The sequence below is a fragment of the Brevundimonas sp. AVps5 genome, assembly GCF_058681515.1.
Genome location: NZ_CM178740.1, coordinates 939,253 through 959,640, shown reverse-complemented (window position 1 = coordinate 959,640; position 20,388 = coordinate 939,253). Strand labels below are relative to the sequence as shown.

19 protein-coding genes are annotated in these 20,388 nt (G+C 68.8%); 5 read left to right on the top strand and 14 right to left on the bottom strand.

The genetic code is table 11. The features are described from left to right. Window positions 1-132: 132 nt before the first annotated feature. Window positions 133-1,278 (bottom strand): SpbR family protein, encoded by a 1,146-nt coding sequence (gene spbR / locus ACW18A_RS04790; RefSeq protein WP_492023665.1) that lies wholly within the window; start codon window positions 1,276-1,278, stop codon window positions 133-135. A gap of 75 nt (window positions 1,279-1,353) precedes the next feature. Next, window positions 1,354-2,145 (bottom strand): transglycosylase SLT domain-containing protein, encoded by a 792-nt coding sequence (locus ACW18A_RS04785; RefSeq protein ID WP_492023664.1) that lies wholly within the window; start codon window positions 2,143-2,145, stop codon window positions 1,354-1,356. A gap of 192 nt (window positions 2,146-2,337) precedes the next feature. Here ACW18A_RS04785 and ACW18A_RS04780 point away from each other — a divergent pair, with 192 nt between their 5' ends. Continuing rightward, complete coding sequence (locus tag ACW18A_RS04780; RefSeq protein WP_492023663.1) at window positions 2,338-3,081, top strand: TonB family protein; 744 nt, start codon at window positions 2,338-2,340, stop codon at window positions 3,079-3,081. Here the strand turns inward: ACW18A_RS04780 and ACW18A_RS04775 are convergent. Together ACW18A_RS04775 and ACW18A_RS04770 are read right to left on the bottom strand one after the other, a co-directional pair. Further along, on the bottom strand, window positions 3,062-4,084 hold the full coding sequence (locus ACW18A_RS04775; protein WP_492023662.1) for an NAD(P)/FAD-dependent oxidoreductase: 1,023 nt from the start codon (window positions 4,082-4,084) through the stop codon (window positions 3,062-3,064). The genes ACW18A_RS04780 and ACW18A_RS04775 overlap by 20 nt on opposite strands. A gap of 54 nt (window positions 4,085-4,138) precedes the next feature. Next, entirely contained in the window at window positions 4,139-6,001 is a 1,863-nt protein-coding gene (locus ACW18A_RS04770; protein WP_492023661.1) for a phosphoenolpyruvate carboxykinase (GTP), read from the bottom strand. A 148-nt stretch (window positions 6,002-6,149) separates the two neighbouring features. Here ACW18A_RS04770 and ACW18A_RS04765 point away from each other — a divergent pair, with 148 nt between their 5' ends. The 3 genes from ACW18A_RS04765 to ACW18A_RS04755 are packed head-to-tail and all read left to right on the top strand — an operon-like array spanning window position 6,150 to window position 8,117. Next, on the top strand, window positions 6,150-6,848 hold the full coding sequence (locus ACW18A_RS04765) for a DUF938 domain-containing protein (RefSeq protein WP_492023660.1): 699 nt from the start codon (window positions 6,150-6,152) through the stop codon (window positions 6,846-6,848). A gap of 14 nt (window positions 6,849-6,862) precedes the next feature. Beyond that, the gene (locus ACW18A_RS04760) at window positions 6,863-7,354 is read left to right on the top strand and encodes a GlcG/HbpS family heme-binding protein (protein WP_492023659.1); all 492 of its coding nucleotides are present in this window, start codon (window positions 6,863-6,865) and stop codon (window positions 7,352-7,354) included. 7 nt (window positions 7,355-7,361) lie between these two features. Next, window positions 7,362-8,117, top strand: a complete 756-nt coding sequence (locus tag ACW18A_RS04755; protein ID WP_492023658.1) for a pseudouridine synthase — start codon at window positions 7,362-7,364, stop codon at window positions 8,115-8,117. Between the two features lie 273 nt (window positions 8,118-8,390). Here ACW18A_RS04755 and ACW18A_RS04750 read toward each other — a convergent pair whose 3' ends face one another. The 5 genes from ACW18A_RS04750 to trhA form a co-directional block, all read right to left on the bottom strand. After that, window positions 8,391-9,029 (bottom strand): glutathione S-transferase family protein, encoded by a 639-nt coding sequence (locus ACW18A_RS04750; protein ID WP_492023657.1) that lies wholly within the window; start codon window positions 9,027-9,029, stop codon window positions 8,391-8,393. A 76-nt stretch (window positions 9,030-9,105) separates the two neighbouring features. Beyond that, window positions 9,106-10,848: a M56 family metallopeptidase gene (locus tag ACW18A_RS04745; protein ID WP_492023656.1), complete on the bottom strand. Its 1,743-nt coding sequence runs from the start codon at window positions 10,846-10,848 to the stop codon at window positions 9,106-9,108. Continuing rightward, window positions 10,845-11,219: a BlaI/MecI/CopY family transcriptional regulator gene (locus ACW18A_RS04740; RefSeq protein WP_492023655.1), complete on the bottom strand. Its 375-nt coding sequence runs from the start codon at window positions 11,217-11,219 to the stop codon at window positions 10,845-10,847. Before ACW18A_RS04740 ends, ACW18A_RS04745 begins: the two co-directional genes overlap by 4 nt. A 104-nt stretch (window positions 11,220-11,323) precedes the next feature. Next, a complete protein-coding gene (locus ACW18A_RS04735) occupies window positions 11,324-12,379 on the bottom strand; it encodes an NAD(P)-dependent alcohol dehydrogenase (RefSeq protein ID WP_492023654.1) in 1,056 nt (351 codons plus the stop codon). A 284-nt stretch (window positions 12,380-12,663) separates the two neighbouring features. After that, window positions 12,664-13,329, bottom strand: a complete 666-nt coding sequence (gene trhA, locus ACW18A_RS04730) for a PAQR family membrane homeostasis protein TrhA (protein WP_492023653.1) — start codon at window positions 13,327-13,329, stop codon at window positions 12,664-12,666. Window positions 13,330-13,493: 164 nt separating this feature from the next. Between trhA and ACW18A_RS04725 the strand changes: the two genes are divergently transcribed. Further along, complete coding sequence (locus ACW18A_RS04725; RefSeq protein WP_492023652.1) at window positions 13,494-14,831, top strand: acetyl-CoA hydrolase/transferase family protein; 1,338 nt, start codon at window positions 13,494-13,496, stop codon at window positions 14,829-14,831. Between the two features lie 10 nt (window positions 14,832-14,841). Here the strand turns inward: ACW18A_RS04725 and guaA are convergent, their stop codons facing one another. Genes guaA through guaB form a run of 5 tightly spaced genes read right to left on the bottom strand, consistent with a single transcriptional unit; the run spans window position 14,842 to window position 20,343 of the window. Continuing rightward, window positions 14,842-16,404 (bottom strand): glutamine-hydrolyzing GMP synthase, encoded by a 1,563-nt coding sequence (gene guaA, locus ACW18A_RS04720; protein WP_492023651.1) that lies wholly within the window; start codon window positions 16,402-16,404, stop codon window positions 14,842-14,844. Then, a complete protein-coding gene (locus tag ACW18A_RS04715; RefSeq protein WP_492023650.1) occupies window positions 16,401-17,057 on the bottom strand; it encodes a 5'-methylthioadenosine/S-adenosylhomocysteine nucleosidase in 657 nt (218 codons plus the stop codon). The genes guaA and ACW18A_RS04715 overlap by 4 nt, the downstream gene beginning before the upstream one ends. After that, complete coding sequence (locus ACW18A_RS04710) at window positions 17,054-18,472, bottom strand: RsmB/NOP family class I SAM-dependent RNA methyltransferase (protein WP_492023649.1); 1,419 nt, start codon at window positions 18,470-18,472, stop codon at window positions 17,054-17,056. Before ACW18A_RS04710 ends, ACW18A_RS04715 begins: the two co-directional genes overlap by 4 nt. 8 nt (window positions 18,473-18,480) lie before the next feature. After that, a complete protein-coding gene (locus tag ACW18A_RS04705; RefSeq protein ID WP_492023648.1) occupies window positions 18,481-18,882 on the bottom strand; it encodes an MAPEG family protein in 402 nt (133 codons plus the stop codon). A gap of 3 nt (window positions 18,883-18,885) precedes the next feature. Continuing rightward, window positions 18,886-20,343 carry an IMP dehydrogenase gene (gene guaB, locus ACW18A_RS04700; RefSeq protein WP_492023647.1) on the bottom strand — a complete coding sequence of 486 codons (1,458 nt, stop codon included), beginning with the start codon at window positions 20,341-20,343 and terminating at the stop codon, window positions 18,886-18,888. Window positions 20,344-20,388: the final 45 nt, after the last annotated feature.

Sequence of the window (20,388 nt, the reverse complement as noted above, 5' to 3'; positions counted from 1 at the left end):
CCGCGAGAAAAATCGTCCGAACAAGATACCCCGACAAACGCTTTAGGTTAAGTCTCTGATTTTCCTCAAACGACTAGTCGTTTCGTCCGTTTCGTCAGGGTGTTTTTCGTCCGGACTCCACGGACCAAAGCCTCAGGCTGCGTTGGCCGCCGTCGTTCGAGCGGGGGCCGCGGCCGGCTGATCCAGCCGCTCCATCAGATAGGCCAGGTCGTCCCTCGGTGCGTTCGGGCGCTGGGTCAGGAACCGCTCCAGCATCCGTTCACGGAACGCCTCGCCCGAGGTATCCGCCCCTTCGGCCGACAACTGGCGCCAGGTGTCGACGCCTGCCCGGAAGGCCTGGAACAGGCGCGGCGGCAGGCCGGCCCGGTCATAGATCGCCTTCAGTCCCAAAGGCCCGGCATCGTGCACCATCAGCCAGGCGCGCTGGTGCGGCGTGGACGACAACTCCGCCACTCCGTGCTCGAACAGGGTCATCTTGCCCCGAGCGAGGGCTCGCAACAGCAGAGATGCCGTCAGGGCCTTGCGCGCATTCAGCTGTGACACGAAGGTCGCCAGATCGGCGCTGGCGCCCGCCTGGTCGATCAGATCCACGGTGGCGCGTTCGCGGGCGAAGCTGGACAGGCGGATCGCGGTCTCGGGTGCCACGGCGTGGCGGGTGATCAGATGCTCTCGCACCGCATCCGACGCCAGGGCCACCAGCCGTTCGGTGATGTCCAGCGGCAGGACCTGGCGATAGGCGAGGGCGGCCACGACCTCGGGCGTCTGGCCGAACCGGTCGACCACCTTGCCCATCGCGCCTTCGGAAATGTCGGCGTTGTCGTTGGACGCCAGGGTCCGCACGGCAGTCTCGCAACCGTCGGAGCTCAGCACATCGGCCACGTCGCGCGATACGGTCGGACGCGCCGCGATCGCGACCTGCCGCACGGCCGAGCCGGCCCGAACGATCTCGATGAGGTCCTCGTCGCTGAACACAGGCGACGATCCGATGATCGGCAGGGCGATGGAATCCACATCGGCGGCCAGGATCCGGGCCACGTCGCGCGGCAGGAGATCAGAGCTCTTCAGCGTCACGGCCAGGGCCCGACGCACCAGTTCGGCGGCGTCGTTGGCCAGGACACGCATGATCTTCTGCGCGGCCTCGCGGTCATCATCGGTCAGATCGGCCCTGTCCATGCTGCGGCACAGCTTGTGCGCGGCCGAGGCGCGTTCGTCATCGTCGGTGGCCTTGATCAGGCGGCGGATGTCTAACTCGGTCAGGCGGGCGCGGTGGGCGGTCATGGGATTCTTCTGGCGAGTCGCGGTCGGACGACCTCAGGGTGAACCTGCAGGCTTAACGCCCGGTTTACTATGGGCTCAGACGCCGGATTTGGCTTCGGGCGAGAACGCCCCGCCGAAGCCGCCGGCCTTCCCGTCGCCGTCCTGGCCCAGCAGCAGCGCCAGCAGGCTCTGGTCCTGCTTCAACCGGTCCAGTCGTGCCGCCAGGGCCTGGTCCTGCTCGCTCAGCAAAGGAACCGATGGACCGGCCGGAGCCACGACCGATCCCTCTCCCGCCGACCGCTGCAGGTTGGCGTGAACCTCGGCCACCGTCGCCGCTCGCCCGTCACGATAGAAGATCGACCGGTTGGCCGCTGCGGCCTGCGGGAACATGGCGACGGCGCTCGACCCGGGCCGCGTGGCCATGGCCTCCATGATCTGGGCCGCGCCCGCCGGTCCGAGGAAATGGGCGGCGTAGAGGTCGCCCGCACCCGGCTCCCGCCCCGTCCGGCCGCGCAGATAGGCGGCGTTCGAGGCCGTCAGTTCCCCCGCCATGGTCGAGGCGGCTTGTGGATCGAAGCGCAGGTCCAGCACCACGTTCCGCGCCGAGCCTTCGACGCGCCAGCGCCCGTCCGATCCCCGTTGGATCAGGTCGGCGTACTGGCCGTATCCATGCTTGGCCCCGTGCTGCTTGACCGTCGCCAGCCAGGTCTGTTCGATGAACTGGAACAGGCCCGAAGCCGAGGACGTCGGAGCCCGCGCATTCGGGTTGAACGAACTCTCCCGCCGCGCCGTGCGCATCAGGAAGTCGTAGTCCACGCCGGTCGAGTTCGAGGCGCGACGGATCGCGGCCTCCACCCCTCCCGACGCTGGAATCGCTCTGACGCTCATGGGGGTCTAGGCTCGGAGATCATGGTTAACCGAGCGTTAATGTCCGTTAACGGCCCCGCTTCCGCCCCCACGGCTGACTGATCGATCTTCAATCAGAAACGGTGATTTCGGCCGCCCCAATCCCGCCATCAGCCGCGCGCGTCATGCTCCCATGGGTTGCTGGGGAGCGGCACTGAGAGGGAAGTGACGGCCATGATGATACAAACCGCGGGCGGCCCCGGACTGGTCAGCCCCATCGATTTCGCCGAGCGGCGCAAGCCCCTGCCGCGTTCAACGTGGATCGCGATCAGCGTCGTCGCCCTTGCCCATGTCGGCGTCGGGACGGCGCTCTACTATCAGCGGTTCGAACTCAAGACTCTGCCCGATCGCAGCGAGCCGCGGGTCATCGCCGGCAGCGTGATCGTGCTCCACCGCGAGCCTCCGCCGCCCGTCGTCACCACGACGCCTCTCGCCCCGAACCCGCCGGTGCACCGTCCGGAGACGCCTCCCGCGAACGTCGAGACCCTGACCACGGTCATCCCCGACATCCCGGCGGCCGCGACCGGCACGGTGATCAACACGACCGTCCTCATCGATCCGACGACCGCGACCGGCACGGCCAGCGAACCCGCCGTTGAAGCGCCTCGCGGTCCTCCGGTCATCCGCTCGCCGCAATGGATCAGCCGCCCGAACGGCGAACAGTTGACCCGCGCCTACCCCTCGCGGGCTCTCGGCGCCGAGGTTGCGGGCTCGGCCACCCTCAGCTGCCGCGTTCAGGCGGCCGGCACGGTCACGGGCTGCAAAATCGTGTCGGAAACGCCGGCAGGCTACGGCTTCGGTCGCTCCGCCCAGCAGCTCTCGCGCTACTTCCGCATGAGCCCGCAGACGGTGGACGGCCAGGCCGTTGACGGTGCGCAGGTCAGCATCGGCATCCGCTTCACCCTGCCTGAGGGCTGAACCGCAACGGATCGAGGGCGGCCGCGTGCGATCCGCGTGGCCGCCCTTCGACCCCGTCCGCCACGGTCCGCCCGACGAGCGGCCCCAGCAGCCAGCCGTTCCGCCTCGGTGCCAGGGCGAGATGAAGTCCTGCGCCCACCGGCCCCGCCAGCGGCAGGCCATCGACCGCCGCCCCGCGCACGCCTGTCCGCCAGTCCACCGTCCCGGGTGCTGCGCCCCCGGACAGCCGCATGGCGATCTCGATCAGCCTCGCCGCAGCCGCAGGATCGGACACGGTTTCCCTGCTGCCGTGGACCATCGTCGCCCCGATCAGGGACCCTGCCGCCCCCGGCACGACATAGCCCCCGACGCCACGCACCACCCGATCGGTCAGAGAGGCTTCGGTGCGACCGATCTGGCCGGCGATCGGCTCGATCCCGTTGATGATGTCCGTGACCGCTTGCGGCAGTCCCGGCAGGGCGGCGGCGATCCCGGTGGCGACGATCAATTGGCGAGCGTCGATCCAGCCAGCCGTCGTCCTGACACGCCAACCCTCGGGACTCCGCTCGACGACCCGCGCCTCAGCGACGACGAAGGACTCGCCCAGGTCTGCCCGCAGCGTTTCAAGCGCGGTCTCCGCATCGATGCGGCCGTCGGTTCCGGCCCTGACGACATCGGCCTCTGATCTTACCGGGAAACCCAGACGGCTGAGTGCTGCCGCGACCTTGCCCGCATCCGACCCGCGCCACTCCGCCGGTGTCATGTCCAGCGCCAGTCCCGACCGTTCGGCGAAGGCCGGCCACATCGCCGCCGCGTCCCGCAGCAACGCCGCCCGCTCTGCACCAACACCGTCCAGCAGGCTCTCGAACGCCGGTGCGATCATGCCCGCCGCGACCGATGAGGTGTTCGGCAAGCCCGGATCGACCAACCGGACATCATGCCCGCGCGCGGCCAGCTCGGCGGCGACCGACAGGCCCAGCACGCCGGCCCCGATCACCAGGATGTCAGAGGAGAGATCCGCCACGGCCGGTCCTTCGACCGCCCGGGCGGGGATTTCAAGCCTCAGACTGCGCTTGTCCTATTCCGCGGCCAGCTCTGCCGCCTCGCGTTCGTCCTTTGCCTCGTCCAGCCGGTCAACCAGGGCGTCGTGCTGACGCCACAGGGCGGTCGGCAGGCGCTCGGCGAACAGGGCGTAGAACTCCGGGATCAGCGCGGCCTCCTCGGACCAGACGTCGACATCGACATCCAGCAGGGTCGCCAGGGCGGCGTCCGTCAGCGAGAGGCCTTCGAGGTCCAGTGCTGCCCGTGTCGGCACCCGGCCGACCGCCGTGTCCAGCGCCTCGGCCTTGCCGTCCAGGCGCTCGGAAATCCACTTCAGGACGCGGGCGTTGTCGCCGAAGCCCGGCCAGACGAAACGGCCGTCCTCGTCCTTGCGGAACCAGTTGACGAAATAGATGCCCGGCAGCCTGGCCGGATCAGCCTTTTCGCCCAGCGCCAGCCAATGCGCGAAATAGTCGCCCATGTTGTAGCCGCAGAAGGGCAGCATCGCGAACGGGTCGCGACGCAGGGTCCCGATGGCGTTCTCCGCCGCCGCCGTTCCTTCGGACGCGACAGTCGAGCCCAGGAAGACCCCGTGTTCCCAGTCAAAGGCCTCGGTCACCAGAGGCACGGCCGAGGCGCGACGACCACCGAACAGGATGGCGTCGATCGGCACGCCCTTCGGGTCTTCCCATTCCGGCGCGATGGTCGGGCACTGGGAGGCCGGCGCGGCGAAGCGGGCGTTGGGGTGAGCCGCCGGCTCTCCGGACGCCGGATCGTGCGGCTGACCCTTCCAGTTGGTCATGCCATCGGGCGCGACCTTGGTCAGGCCTTCCCACCAGACATCGCCGTCGGCCGTCAGGGCCGTGTTGGTGAAGACGGTGTTGGTCGCCAGGGTCGCCAGGGCGTTCTGGTTGGTGTTCCGGCTCGTGCCCGGCGCCACACCGAAGAAGCCGGCCTCCGGGTTCACGGCGTACAGACGCCCGTCATCGCCGAAGCGCATCCAGGCGATGTCGTCGCCGATGGTCTCGGCCTTCCAGCCCGGTATGGACGGCTGCAGCATGGCCAGGTTGGTCTTGCCGCAGGCGCTGGGGAAGGCGGCGGCCATGTATTTGGCCTGGCCCTCGGGACTGGTCAGTTTGAGGATCAGCATATGCTCGGCCAGCCAGCCCTCGTCGCGGGCCATGACCGAGGCGATCCTCAAGGCGTAGCATTTCTTGCCCAGCAGGGCGTTGCCGCCGTAGCCGGAGCCATAGGACCAGATCTCGCGCGTCTCGGGATAATGGACGATCCACTTGTCGGCGTTGCAGGGCCAGGGCACGTCGGCCTCGCCCTCGGCCAGCGGAGCACCGAGCGTGTGCACGGCGGGGACGAAGACCCCGTCCTCGCCCAGCACGTCCAGGGCCTGCTGACCCATCCGGGTCATGATCCCCATCGACACGGCGACGTAGCCGCTGTCCGTGATCTCGACGCCCAGGGCACTGATCGTCGAGCCCAGCGGGCCCATCGAGAAGGGCACCACGTACATCGTGCGACCGGCCATGCAGCCGTCGAACAGGCCGTTCATGCGGGCGCGCATCTCGACCGGGTCGGACCAGTTGTTGGTCGGGCCGGCGTCCTGTTCCTGCTCGGAGCAGATGAAGGTTCGGCTCTCGACCCGGGCCACGTCACGGGGGTCGGAGGCGGCGTAGTAGCCGCCGGGCCGTTTGGTCTGATCCAGCGCTTTCAGCGTGCCCTTGTCGATCAGGTCGGCGACGATCGCGGCCTTCTCGGCCTCCGAGCCGTCGCACCAGTGGACCCGCGCCGGCTTGGTCAGTGCGGCGATCTGTTCGACCCAGGCGATAAGCCCCTGGTGACGGGTTCGGGCCGGGCGAAGGCCCGGTACGGCGGTGCTGGAATCCACGCGAACTCTCCTGATGCGTCGGCCCGGCTGGTCTGTCGCCGCCGTGGCCTCTCCCAATGTTACAAGACCTCACGGGCTGTAACGCCGCAAAGACACCCGACGCGACGTTACGTCAACCGTCGCAAGATTTTGCCCCCCTCGCGCCGCCATGCACGTCCGCAGGCCGAATCCGGTCGCGCGACGGCGTCGGCGGCTGTATCTGCCTTCTGTGCAGACGCTCGATTCCGTCCAGACCGCCGCTCCGCAAGGTGCCCTCGCCTCCCCGGCCGTGGCCCGCAACGCCGCGCCGATCCTTCAGGTGCTGCGCGCCCATCTGCCGGCCCGCGCCGGCGTGCTGGAGATCGCGTCCGGCTCGGGCGAGCACGCGATCGCGTTCGCCCGCGCCCTCCCCGCCACGACCTGGACGCCCAGCGACCCGTCGCCGGAGGCCCGCGCCAGCATCGCCGCCTGGACCGCAGAGGCCGCCCTGCCGAACGTCGCTCCGGCACTGACGCTGGACGCCGCCGATCCGGACGGCTGGCCAGAGGTCGATGCGCAGGTCATCTTCTGCGCCAACATGATCCACATCAGCCCGTGGGTCGCGACCGAGGGGCTGATGGCCGGCGCCGGCCGCGTCCTGCCGGATCCCGGCGGACTGCTGGTCCTCTATGGCCCCTACCGCGAGACCGATGTCCCGATGGCAACGTCCAACGCCGCCTTCGACGACAGCCTGAAGGCCCGCGATCCGGCCTGGGGCCTCCGGGAGTTGGACGATGTCGTCGCCCTGGCCAGGCCCCACCGCCTGCATCTGACCCGCCGGGTCGAGATGCCCGCCAACAACCTGATGCTTCTTTTCCGCCGCGCCTGACCGGAGTTTCGACCATGAAAGCCCTGATCCTCGCCCTGGCCCTAACAGCCGTTGCGCCCGCCGCGATGGCCCAGACGACGCCCGGGATCTCCAAACAGGCCAGCCCTCCGTCCTACGGCGCGCCGATCTCGATCGCCGCCGCCGAAACCCTGATCGACCGTGCGATCACGGCCGCCCGCGCGGCGGGCCACCGCATGGCCGTCGCCGTCGTCGAGCCCAACGGCGAGTTGGTCGCCTTCGCCCGGATGGACGATACCCAGTACGGCTCGATCCGCGTCGCCCAGCGCAAGGCCTGGACCGCCGCCCGCTATCGACTGGCCACCTCGACAATGGAGGAGCGGACCCTGGCCGGCCGGACGGTGATCCTGGCCAATGACGACTCCCTGCCGATCGCCGGCGGCATTCCGATCGTCATCGACGGCCGCATCGTCGGTGCCATCGGCGTGTCGGGGGCCTCGGCCGCCGAAGACGCTGCCGTCGCCACTGCCGCGCTCGCGGAAGACTGAGCACGCCTTGGCCTTCTCGCGGATCTATGACGGCGCCGAGCCCAGCCGGATCAACAAATGGCTGGGCCAGTCGGGCGTCTGTTCGCGGCGCGAGGCTGATGCCCTGATCGCCGACGGCCTGGTCTCCATCGACGGAGAGGTGGTCACCGACGCAGGGCGCAAGATCGAGGCGGGCCAGACCCTGACCCTGTCCGACCATGCGACGACGGCGCTGGCGGCCGGAGTGACCATCGTGATGCACAAGCCGCTCGGCTATGTCTCCGGCCAGCCCGAGCCCGACAAGATTCCGGCGGTGCGCCTCCTGACCGACGCCAACCGGATCGGCGAGGGCCTTACGCCCGCCGCCGACGCCTCACTGCCTCCGATCGGTCGCCTCGACGAAGATTCGCGGGGGCTGTTGATGCTGTCCTCGGACGGGGTGGTGGCCAAGGCGGTGATCGGGCCGGGGTCGCGGCTCGACAAGGAATACCTCGTCCGTGTCGCCGGAGACGTGACCGAGAAGAAGCTCAATCTGCTCCGCCACGGCATCATGCTGGACGGGCGCCAGTTGAAACACGCGCGGGTGTCACGGATGGAGCAGCAGCGGTTGCGCTTCATCCTGACCGAGGGGCGGAACCGCCAGATCCGGCGCATGTGCGAGCATGCGGATCTGGATGTTGTTGATTTGCTCCGTGTGCGGATCGGGCCGATCCATCTGAACAATCTGCCCGAGGGCACCTGGCGAATGCTGACCGCCGAGGAGCGGGCGGCGCTGGTCGGTTAAGCGTTCAGACTCCGGAATTCAGAGTCCAGATAGTCCGTAGAGTCTCGTCGGGGACGCCCCCCGGGCTCCAGAACACAGTCCGAAGCGTCCGAAGAGACCGAAGCGGCCGGAGCGGCCTCACGACGGCGCGACGAGGACTAGACCTTTCAAAGACCGGTTCCGGCAAATGGCGACCGCGTGGCGGGACTGCAAGACATTCTTCGGAATAAATTCCCTTGCGCCGCCCCTGACCCTGACGGAGCCGGCCCGACCCGACCCTCCGACGTGGCGGGTTTACCCCTCGCCGGGGCGGGTCAAGGTGTAGGGCTTGTAGACCGAGGCGAAGGCCGGCATCGCCTCGCAGGCGTCGGCATGGGCGGTCAGTGCCCCGTGGCCCGCCATGTCGAACGCCCCCTCCAGCGCCTCGGTCATGAACCGATAGACGGTGGCGAGGATGACGTCGGCGTGGCTCAGGGTGTCGCCGAACAGCCAGGGCGTGGTCCGCGCCGCCCGCTCCCCCTCCAGCACAGCCAGGGTGTCACCGACCTGACTGCGACAGCGCGCGACCCACATGTCCAGGGCCGTCTCGCGGAAGGCCCGCTCGTAGAGCAGGCTGACCCCCTTGTCGGCGACACCGGCGGTCAGGGCCGCGAGCCGCAACATCTCGCGACGCTCCGGCCAGGCCCGGTCGAGTGTGGCAGCGTCGGGTCCGACCATCCGGTCAATGGCTTCAACGATGACCATGCTGTCGGTCAGGGCCACGCCGTCGTCCATGACGAGCACCGGAACCCGCCGTAGCGGATTATACAGCGCGATGGCCTCTGCATCGCCGAAGGTCGACAGCGGGGCATTCTCGCAAGAGACGCCGTAAAGATTCAGCGTCACCGCCACCCGCCTCACGAACGGCGAGTCGTATTGACCGATCAGCAGCATCCATCCCTCCCGAGACCACTGCGTTCGGCGTAGCGAGAGCAGGCGACCGGGTCCAGCCCGGCCGCCCGCCGGTCACTCAGACGCCGTTGGCGCGGGCGGCCAGTTCGTCGGCGCGCCGGTCCATCTCTGCGGCCTGGCCGGGCATTCTGCGGGCTGCGGCTTGCAGTTCGGCATCCGTGACGGTGTTGCCGCGCGCCGCGTTCTGGCGGATCTGTTGGGCGCGGTAGGCCGGATCGGCAAGGCGACGGCTTTCCTGCCTGAGTTGGTCAGCGCCGCGACGCATGTTTTCTGCGCCCGTTCGCATGTTGACGCGGGCGTTGGCCCGGGCCTGGTGCGCACCTTCCACGGCCACACGGGCCTGGGCCTGGGCCTGCTCTGCGGCGCGACGACCGTCGGCGGCATGGGCGAGGCCGATCTGGCGTGCCTGTTCGCCGGCGGCGCGGGCGTGGTCAGCGGCGATGCGGGCGGAAGCCGCCTGTGCCCGGGCGGCGTCAGCCAAGCCGCGTTCGACACCGGCCTGACGACGGGCGGCAAAGGCCGCCTCGCGGTCACGTCCGGCCTGGATACGGGCCTCGGCGGCGGCCTGACGGGCTTCGACGGCGGACTGCCGCGCTTCCTCGACGTGAGCCCGCTCCTCGGGGGTCAGGTCGGACCAGTTGCGGAAGATATGGACTGCGCGCCCGTCCTGCGGCGGGGCCGGGGCCGGGGGCGCAGGTGGCGCAGGCGGAGCCGGCGGCGCGGCAGGCGCGTTCAGGGCCCACCCGGACAGCGCCGGCGGTGCAGGCGGTGCCGGCGGACGCGGAGGACGCGGCGGAAGCGGCGGCACGGCCATGAAGCCGTCGCTAGAGACCTGGATCGCCCGGGAATGCAGCTCCAGCGCCGCGATGGGGGTGGCCACGGCGGCGAGAACGGCGACGGCGGTCAGGATGACGGCGGGCCGGCGGGCGGGTGTCTTGTCGGTCATGAGGGTTGCGATCCTTCGTTTCAGGGAGCGGCCGTCGCCCGCCATCGCGGTCGCGGCCAAAGACGTGGTCAGCGGCCCCGGAGCGGCGGCGAGGCCGATCAGGGCGCGGGCGTAGGCGTGACGATCCACCTGTCCGACGGCGACGGCGTCGGCCGCCTCCTCGGAGCGTTCGATCAGGCTGCGATGCAGCATCCAGATCAGGGGGTTGAACCAGAACAACGCGAGAGCCAGCCGCGACAGGACCAGAAACAGCCAGTCGCGACGGCGGATATGGGCCATCTCGTGGGCCATGACGGCGGCGGCCATCCCGGGTCGCGAGAGGGTGGCGGGGTCGATCAGGACGGCGCCCGGGGGCAGGCCCCAGCTCAGCGGGCTGGTGATCCGGTCGCTGGACTTCAGTTGCGGACGGGTGGCGGGCGCGAGGGTGCTCAGGGTCTCGACCCAGACCTCGGCCTTCACGGGCTTGCCGGCCCCGGTCCAGCGCGACAGGGTCCAGACCCCCGCCGCGAACCGGCCGGCGACGAGCAGGGCCCCGACGGTCCAGACGAGGGCCAGTGTCTGTCCCGCCGACGGCAGCAGCAGGGCACCGGAGACTGTCACCCCCTCGATCGGCTGCAGGTCACCGCTCCACAGCAAGGGCGACGGCGCGGCCGGAGCGATGGCCGGCAGCAGGGCGAAGCTCAGCGCCGGACCGAAGGCCATCAGCACCGGCAGGGCCAGGAGGATACAGACCGTGGCGCGCAGCACGTCGACCCGGTCGACGGCGCCGCGGGCCACGATTGCGGACAGGGCCAGACCCAGGCCGGCGACGACCGACGACTTGGCCAGAAGGGCGATTATGAGGGCGGCGCTCACTGGTCCCGCTCCCGGGCGGCGTCGAGCAGCTTCTCAAGCGCCCTGATCTCGTCGGGCTTCAGCGGCTCGCCCATGCCCAGAAGGGCGGTGGCGGCGCTGGCGGCCGAACCGGCGAAGAAGGTGTCGACCATCCGCTTCAGGGCGCCTGCGGCGACGGTCTCGGTGCGGGGAACGGGCCGATAATCGAACCCGTCCCCGCCCGCCGCCCGCGACACCAGCCCGCGATCTTCGAGTCGCTTCAGCAGGGTTCGCACGGCGGAGTCGCTCAGCGTGTCAGGCAGGGCCGCGCGCACGGCGGCGGCGGTCGCCACCTCCAGGCGACAGAGGAGTTCGAACACCTCTCGCTCCCGCCTCGGCAAGCCTTCGATCATGGCACCCTCTCCCGACCCGGTCCGCTACATTTGTAGCGTTACATATGTAGCGGAATGGGGCGGGATTGGGGCGACGAAGATGAAGCTTTTGACAGGTGCAGAAGTCAGGCGGCCAGGGCGTCCAGCGTCGCCATGTCGATGACGAACCGGTAGCGGACGTCGGACTTCTCCATCCGTTCGAAGGCGTGGTTGATCTCGTCCATACGGATCATCTCGACGTCGGGATGGATGCCCTTCTCGGCGCAGAAATCGAGCATCTCCTGGGTCTCGCGGATGCCGCCGATGGGCGAGCCAGAGACGCGGCGACGGCCCACCAGCAGCGGCAGGGTCGACATTTCCTCCATCGGACCCAGCTGGCCGACGATGACCAGGGTGCCGTCGATGTCGAGCAGCGGCATATAGGGGTTGAGGTCGTGCTTCGCCGGCACGGTGTCGATGATCAGGTCGAGGCTGTTGGCCGCCGCCTTCATGGCCGCCCGGTCGCTCGAGACCAGCAGCTCATGCGCGCCCAGTTCCTTTGCGTCGGCCTCCTTGTCGGCGGAACGGCTCAGCACGGTGACGCGGGCACCCAGACCGGCCGCCAGCTTGACCGCCATGTGGCCGAGGCCGCCCAGGCCGATGACGCCGACGCGGGTGCCTTCCTTGACCCCCCAGGTCTTGAGCGGCGACCAGGTGGTGATGCCGGCGCACAGCAGGGGCGCGGCCTTCGACATGTCCAGCGCGTCGGGCACCGACAGGACGAACTCCTGGCGCACCACCAGATGTCTGGAATAGCCGCCGTAGGTCGGCTCGCCCGTGACACGGTCCCTGCCGTTATAGGTCTGGGTGTTGCCGTTGCGGCAGAGCTGCTCCTCGCCCTTGTCGCACTGGTCGCAGTGCTGGCAGGAGTCGACCATACAGCCGACGGCGACGCGATCGCCTTCCTTGAACCTCGTCACCTCGGGACCGACGGCGGTGACGACGCCGACGATCTCGTGGCCGGGCACGACCGGATAGGACGACCAGCCCCAGTCGTTGCGCGCCTGGTGCAGGTCGGAGTGGCAGACCCCGCAATACTGGATCTCAAGGGCCACGTCATTGCCGCGCAGGTCGCGGCGGTCGAACGCCCACGGCACCAGCGGCGAGGTGGTGGACTGGGCGGCATAACCGATGGTCTTCATGGGAGCGGTCCTTGAAACGGCGGACGCGATCCGGCGCCCCATGTCCGGAACGCGCCGACCCTGTCGATCGATCCAGAACAGGCCGCGATTGCGCATCCGGTTACCCGCCATAATCGGCATGATCCTGTGAATGGCAATCATGAATGAAGCGGGAGGAGCCGGGCGACCTCGCCGCCGTCCTGGCCGTGGCCGGGGAGCGCCGCTTCACATGGGCCGCCGACAGCTGAGGCCCGCGTTTACGGCCCTGATCGACGCCTTGCGGTATCGATGGCCGTAAGGCGTGCCTAGTGGTGGGTGGTCAGGACCACGCCGACGAGCACGGCCGCCCAGTGCACACTGGCCGCGGCCACGACATGGCCGTGCCAGATGGCCCGGAACCACTTCAGCTTCTTGCGCACATAGAAGACGGCCCCGGTCATGTAGAGGACCCCGCCGATCGCCAGCAGAACCAGGGCGATCCACGAACCGTGGGCGACCATCGGCTGAAACGCGATCACCACCAGCCAGCCCAGGGCGATATAGACCCCGACCCAGAACCCCTTGCCGATGCCGGGCAGGAACAGCTTGCCGAGGGCACCGAGCGTCGCCAGCCCCCAGACCGCGCCGGTCATCGCCCAGGCCCAGGCGCCTTCCAGGTTGTGGGTCGTGAACGGCGTGTAGGAGCCCGCGATCATGAGGAAGATGCCGGCGTGATCCAGACGGCGCAGAAGGGGCCGCCACTGGGGCTTGGCGAAATTATAGGCGGTCGAAAAACCGAGCATCGCCAGCATCCCGATCGCATAGACCCCGACCGCGAGCACCAGACCGAGATCGCCCCGCGCCACCGAAAGACCCAGCAGGACCCCGCCGCCGAACAGGGCGAAGGCCAGTCCCGACAGATGGACCACAAGGTCCGCGCATTTCGCGCGTGGCGTCGGATAGTGCCGGGGCGGAAGAGGCGTCGGTGTCATGGCGTCAGCCTAGCAGAAGACGATCCCTGTCGCCTGTTCTTCTCTATACATGACCGGCCCCGGTGCTCGAAATGGGGCGCGGCGGCCCGACAGGCCACGACGTTTTGTGAGCGCGCCGCCGACGATGGGGTTAGGAAGCATCGAACCAGCGGACGCGAGACGCCATGACCGACTTCGATTCTGTCTATGCCTCCCGCCTCATGCCGCCGGCCGAAGCCGCCGCCCTGATCCCCGCCGGCGCCAGGATCGTCATGTCGCTCGGCGTCGGCCAGCCGCCCGCCATCCTCAAGGCCATCGCCGACCGGGCCGGGGCGGGACAGGTGGAGGACCTTCGCTTCTACTACCTGCTGTCCACCGCCATCGCCGGCGAGACGGTGCTGCGCTACGACCTGATGGACCGGATCCGTCCCTGCAGCCTGTTCCACAGCGCCATCGAGCGCCGCCTGGACGCTCGCGCCCTCGCCGAGGGTCGCCCGCCCGTGGTCGAGTTCATCCCGACCGGTTTCCAGCAGACCCCGCGGGTCCTGTGCCAGGAGATCGGCGTCGACACCCTCGTCGCCACAGTCTCGCCGATGGATGCAGACGGCAACTTCAGTTTCGGGACCAATACGGACTACGCCGAGCCGGTGTCGAAGACGGCGAAACGGCTGATCCTCGAGGTCAACCCTCACATGCCGCGCGTCTTCGGCCAGTCGACCGTCCACGTCTCGCGTGTCACGGCCGTGGTCGAGAACGCGGTCCCGCTGCTGGAAATCCCCAAGGCCGCGCCGCAACCGGCCGACACCGTCATTGGCGGCCTGATCGCGGCCCTGATCGAGGACGGAGCCACGCTCCAGATGGGGATCGGCGCCCTGCCCGACGCCGTCTGCGCGGCCCTGACGGGCCATAGGGACCTCGGCATCCACACCGAGATGCTGACACCCGGTCTGGTCGAGCTGATGAAGGCCGGGGTCGTGACCAACGCCCGCAAGACCCTGCATCCGGGCGTTACCGCCTTCGCCTTCTGCATGGGCGACCGTTCGACCTATGCCTATCTGCACGAGAACCCGGCGATCGAGGCCTACCCGGTCTCCTACATCAACGATGTGTCTGTCATCGCGCAGAATGACCGGATGGTTTCGGTCAATGCGACGCTGGAAATCGACCTCAACGGCGCCTGCTGTTCCGAGCACCTGAACGGCCTGCAGTTCACAGGGTCGGGCGGCCAGCTCGACTTCGTCCGCGGCGCCTATGCCTCAGCCGGAGGCCAGTCGATCATCGCCTGTCATGCCACGGCGAAGTCGGGGACCCTGTCGCGCATCGTGTCGAAACTCAGCGGGCCGGTGACCACGCCACGCAACGACGTGCACAAGGTCGTCACGGAATACGGCGTCGCCAATCTGAAGGGGCTCAGCACCTCGGAGCGCGCCCACGCCCTGATCGCCCTGGCCGCGCCCCGGTTCCGCGAGGAGCTGACGGCGCAGGCGAAGGCGATGGCCCTGATCGGCCAGGCGCAGACCTAAGGGACGCCCCCTACTCCCACTCGATCGTGCCCGGGGGCTTCGACGTCACGTCATAGACCACGCGGTTGACGCCCCGGACCTCGTTGACGATCCGGGTGGCGCACTTGCCCAGCACGTCCCAGGGGAACTCGAAGAAGTCGGCGGTCATGCCGTCGGTGGACGAGACCGCGCGCAGGGCCAGGACCTTTTCGTAGGTGCGGGCGTCGCCCATGACGCCGACGGTCCTGACCGGCAGCAGGACGGCGAAGGCCTGCCAGATCTTGTCGTAGAGACCGGCCTTGCGGATCTCTTCCAGATAGATGGCGTCGGCCTGCTGCAGGGTCTCGACGGCCTCGGGCGTGATCTCGCCGGGGATACGGATGGCCAGGCCCGGTCCGGGGAAGGGGTGGCGACCCACGAAGGCGTCGGTCAGACCCAGCTCGCGCCCGAGAGCCCGGACCTCGTCCTTGAACAGTTCGCGCAGGGGCTCGACCAGTTTGAGCTTCATATAGTCGGGCAGGCCGCCGACGTTGTGGTGGCTCTTGATCACATGGGCCTTGCCGCTGGACGACGAGACGCTCTCGATCACGTCGGGATAGAGGGTGCCCTGGGCGAGGAATTCGGCGCCGTCGATCTTGTTCGCCTCGCGGTCGAAGATCTCGATGAAGACGCGGCCGATGGTCTTGCGCTTGGTCTCAGGGTCCGATTGCCCGGCCAGTGCGCCGAGGAATTCTTTCGACGCATCAACGTGGATCAGCGGGATGTTGTAGTGATCGCGGAACAGGGTGGTGACCTGGGTGGCCTCGTCCTTGCGCAACAGGCCGGTGTCGACGAACACACAGGTCAGCTGGTCGCCGATCGCCTCGTGGATCAGGACGGCGGCAACCGAGCTGTCGACCCCGCCGGACAGGCCGCAGATCACCTTGGCCGAGCCGACCTGTTCGCGGATCTGGGCGATCTTCTCATCGCGATAGGCCGCCATGGTCCAGTCGCCCTTCAGCCCGGCGATGCCGTGGGTGAAGTTCTTCAGCATGGTCGCACCGCGCGGAGTGTGCATGACCTCGGGGTGGAACTGGACGCCGTAGAAGCGGCGGGTCTCGTCGGCGATGACGGCATAGGGCGAGCCCGCCGAGGTCGCGACGACGTCGAAGCCCTCCGGGATAGCGACGATCTTGTCGCCGTGGCTCATCCAGACGGTCTCGTCCTCGCCCACCGGGGCCAGACCGGCCAGCAGGGGCGAGGATTTTGCCACGGTGATCCCGGCGCGGCCGAACTCGCGGGTGTGGCCGCCCTCGACCTTGCCGCCCAGCTGCTCGCACATGGTCATCTCGCCGTAGCAGATGCCCAGCACCGGCACTCCGGCCTCGAACACGGCCTGGGGCGCACGTGGGCTGCCCTCTTCGTGCACGCTCTCGGGGCCGCCCGACAGGATGATCGCCGCCGGGCTCAGGGCCGCCAGAGCGGCCTCGGCCTTCGCATAGGGATGGATCTCGCAATAGACGCTGGCTTCGCGCAGGCGGCGTGCGATCAGCTGCGTCACCTGGCTGCCGAAATCGACGATGAGGACCTTCTGGTGATCAGTCGCGGCGGTCATGCGGGCTCCATGGGATCGGCGGTCAGGCGTTCGAATTCGGCTTTGAGCAGGTCCAGCGCCCCGGCCAGTCCCTCGTCGATCACCGACAGGGTGTCGGTCCAGTCGGACAGGCCGGTCAGGTCGGCCCTGCCGTCCGAGATGCCGCGCAGGCCCATGACCGGCACGCCGAACTTCGCAGCGGCGCGGACCACGGCATAGGTCTCCATGTCGACCATGTCGGCGTCGATGTCGTCATAGGCCTCGCCGGTGACGACGCTGCCGCCGGTCGCCAGCCGCGCATAGGGTTGCCCCGCCGGGCCGCTGGCCAGGGTCAGGCTGGCGGGCTCGTCGAGGAAGGGGGTGACGCCTTTGGGAAAGCCGAGCGCCGAGGCATCCATGTCGCGATAGGCGACCTCATCCACCCAGTAGACGCGGGCGTGTTCCAGCTTCTGCGAGCCGGCCGAGCCGAGCGAGATCAGGACGTCCGGCAGCCGGTCCTCGGCCGCCAGCCGGGCCAGCGCCGCCGTCGTCTCAACGGCCGCCTCGACCGGCCCGACGCCGGTGAACAATGGCTTGATGCGCGCCCTCAGGTCCGGGCCGTATTCGGCATGGGCCGCCATGACGCACAGCACCGTCAGCGGCCCGAAGGTCGTCAGTTCGAAGGTCTCGCTCACGCCTGCCGCTCATAGACGGCGGCGAAGAAGCCGTCGGTATCGGCCGTAGCCGGGGAAAGACGCAGGCGATGCCCGCCGGCGGCCAGCTCGGCCAGTTTGTTGCGGCCGGCGTCGGTGAAGCCGGACGACGACAAGGCGTCGGCGATAGCGACCGGCTCGAAGGATGGATGATCCTCCTCGAAGTGGTCCAGGGTGGCCTCGTTCTCGACCCGCAGCATCGAGCAGGTCACATAGACCAGTCGCCCGCCCGGCTTCACCAGCTTTGCCGCCCGCGCCAGGATGGCCATCTGCAGCGAGTGCATGCGGTCGACCTCTTCAGGCTTCAGACGCCAGGCGTCCTCGGGCCGACGGCGCCAGGTGCCCGAGCCTGTGCAGGGGGCGTCGACAAAGACGACATCGGCGATGCCGACGATGTCCTCGACTCCGCCGCCGTTGGGACCGAGGTGGATCAGCTCCGCCTCCACGCCGGCGCGCGCCAGCCGGGGCCGGATGTTGTCGAGCCGCTTCTGCACGACGTCGCAGGCGATCAGACGGCCCTCGGCCTGGGCAATGGTCGCCGGTTTGGGCTTCGACTTCGGCGCATCGACCCAGCCGGTCGGGGTCCAGATCCGTTCGGGCTCGGCAGGCGCGGCCTCGACGCGCGAGGCGCCGACGGCCAGGCCCTGCATCGCCAGGCCCAGGGTCTTGCCCCCGCCCCCGGCGCAATAGTCGACGACGGTCATGCCGGGCTCGACTCCGGCCAGCCAGCAGACGATCTGGCTGCCCTCGTCCTGGATCTCGATACGGCCCTGTTTGAAGGCTTCCAGCGCCTGGACGTTGGGCGGCGGCTCGGCCGAAAGACGCAGGCCCCAGGCCGACCAGGGTGTGCGTTCCGGCGACAGGCCGGCCTCGCGAAGTTCGGCCACGACCTCGTCGACCGTGGCCCTGGCGGCGTTGACGCGCAGGTCGATCGGCGCGCGCGGCACCATCAGGCCTGCGGCCTCCTCGGCCCAGCGGTCGCCGAAGGTGTTCCTGAAATCCTCGACCACGAACTCGGGCAGGCCGGCCGCGACCCAGCCCGGCACCTCGTCGTCGGTCAGGCTGATGCGGCTGCGTTCCTGTTTGGACAGGGGCTTGGGACCGTATCCGTCGCCGTTGTGCAGGGCCTCGATCTCCTCGACCGACAGGCCGTCGATCAGGCTCAGGGCGCCGATGACCAGGGCACGGCCGTCCTCGCGCCCGCCCATGGCCCAGACCAGACGACCACGCGCGCGGATGACCTTGTAGACCTGATCGGCGATGGCCCGGCGGTCCCTGGAACCGGCGTAGCGGTTCTCGGTCCCCCAGGTCTTCAGGACGGCCTCGGCCGGAGCCTTGCCCGCACTGATGCGGTCGATGATGGCGGCGGCGGAGGCGAGGCGAGCGGCTGGGGTCACTTAAACTTTCAGATGAACAGGGCGGCGACGATCATCAGGAGACCGGCGAGCGATGTAAGGAAGGCCAGGCTGCGCACGCCCGTCACGCCGAAAGCGTACAGCGGCACATAGACGACGCGGGCCCAGAAATAGAGCGTAGCGCCCCAGTGCGTCAGAAATCCGTCCTCGCCCGCGACATGGGCGATCAGCACGGCACCGAGGAACAGAGGCAGGGTCTCGTACAGATTGGCCTGGGCCCGTTCGAGACGTCCGGTGATGACGGTGGACGGCGGGACGGCGGCGTCGCGCGACCCGGCGTTCCACTTCGGCCCATGCTGGAACGTCCGGCCGGTGGCGGGCAGGAAGATCTGCACCACCGCCAGCAGGATGCTCAGAGCCGCATAGGTCAGTTCGGGCGTCATGTTGAACATCTGCTACCCCTGCCGATAGTTCGGTGCCTCGCGGGTGATCATCACGTCGTGGACATGGCTTTCGCGCAGGCCCGCGCCGGTGATCCGGACGAACCGGGCCCGCTCCTGGAAGTCGGCGATGGTGGCGGCCCCGACATAGCCCATGGCGGCGCGCAGCCCCCCGACCATCTGGTGCAGCACCGGCGCGATCGGCCCCTTGTGCGGCGTCTGGCCTTCAATGCCTTCGGGCACCAGCTTCTGGGTGTCCTCGACGTCCTTTTGGAAATAGCGGTCAGCCGAACCGGCCCCCATCGCGCCCACCGAGCCCATGCCGCGATACGACTTGTAGCTTCGGCCCTGGTACAGGAAGACCTCGCCCGGGCTCTCGTCGGTTCCGGCGAACATCGAGCCCATCATGGCGACCGAGGCGCCTGCCGCGATGGCCTTGGCCAGGTCGCCGGAATATTTGATCCCGCCGTCGGCGATGACGGGCACGCCGGAGTCCTTCGCCGCCCTGACCGCGTCGATGATAGCGGTCAGCTGCGGCACGCCCACGCCGGCGACGATACGGGTGGTGCAGATGCTGCCGGGGCCGATACCGACCTTCACCGCGTCCGCGCCCGCGTCGATCAGGGCCCTGGCGGCGTCATAGGTGGCGATATTGCCGGCGATGATCTGCAGGCGGTTGTTCTCGCGCTTGATGCGCTCGACGACGCGCGCGACCTGGACCGAGTGGCCGTGGGCGGTGTCGATGACGACGACGTCGCAACCGGCGTCGGCCAGGGCCATGGCCCGCTCGTAGCCGGCGTCGCCGACGGTCGAGGCCGCGCCGACCAACAGGCGACCCTGTTCGTCCTTGGCCGCGTGCGGGTGGGCCTGGGCCTTCTCGATGTCCTTCATCGTGATCAGGCCGGTGGCGCGATAGTCCTCGTCGACGACGATGACCCGCTCGATCTTGCGCGTGCGAAGAAGCTCGCGCGCCTCTTCCCTGGACGCGCCCTCGCGAACCGTGACCAGGTCGCCCGTGGTCATCAGCTGGGCGGCGGTGTGGCCGGGGTCCCGGTCAAACCGCATGTCGCGATTGGTCAGGATACCGACCAGCTTGCCGCCGGCGTCCACCACCGGGAAACCACTGATCTTGCGGGCCGCCACGATCGCGCGAACCTCGCCGAGCGTGGTCTCGGGGCGGATCGTCACCGGATTGATGACCATGCCGCTCTCGAACCGCTTCACCTCGCGGACCTGATCGGCCTGCTGTTGCACCGTCATGTTGCGGTGGACGATGCCCAGACCGCCGGCCTGGGCCATGGCGATGGCCAGCCGGCTTTCGGTGACCGTGTCCATGGCGGACGAGGTCAGCGGGATGTTCAGCCTGATGTCGCGAGTGAGCCGGGTCGAGACGTCCGCGTCTGCGGGCATGATCTCTGACGGACCGGGTTCAAGCAAAACATCGTCGAAGGTGAGACCTTCGCGAATCTCCATGGGAGTCTCCGTTTTGCGGGCCGCCTATCCTCTTTCGCGGGTGCG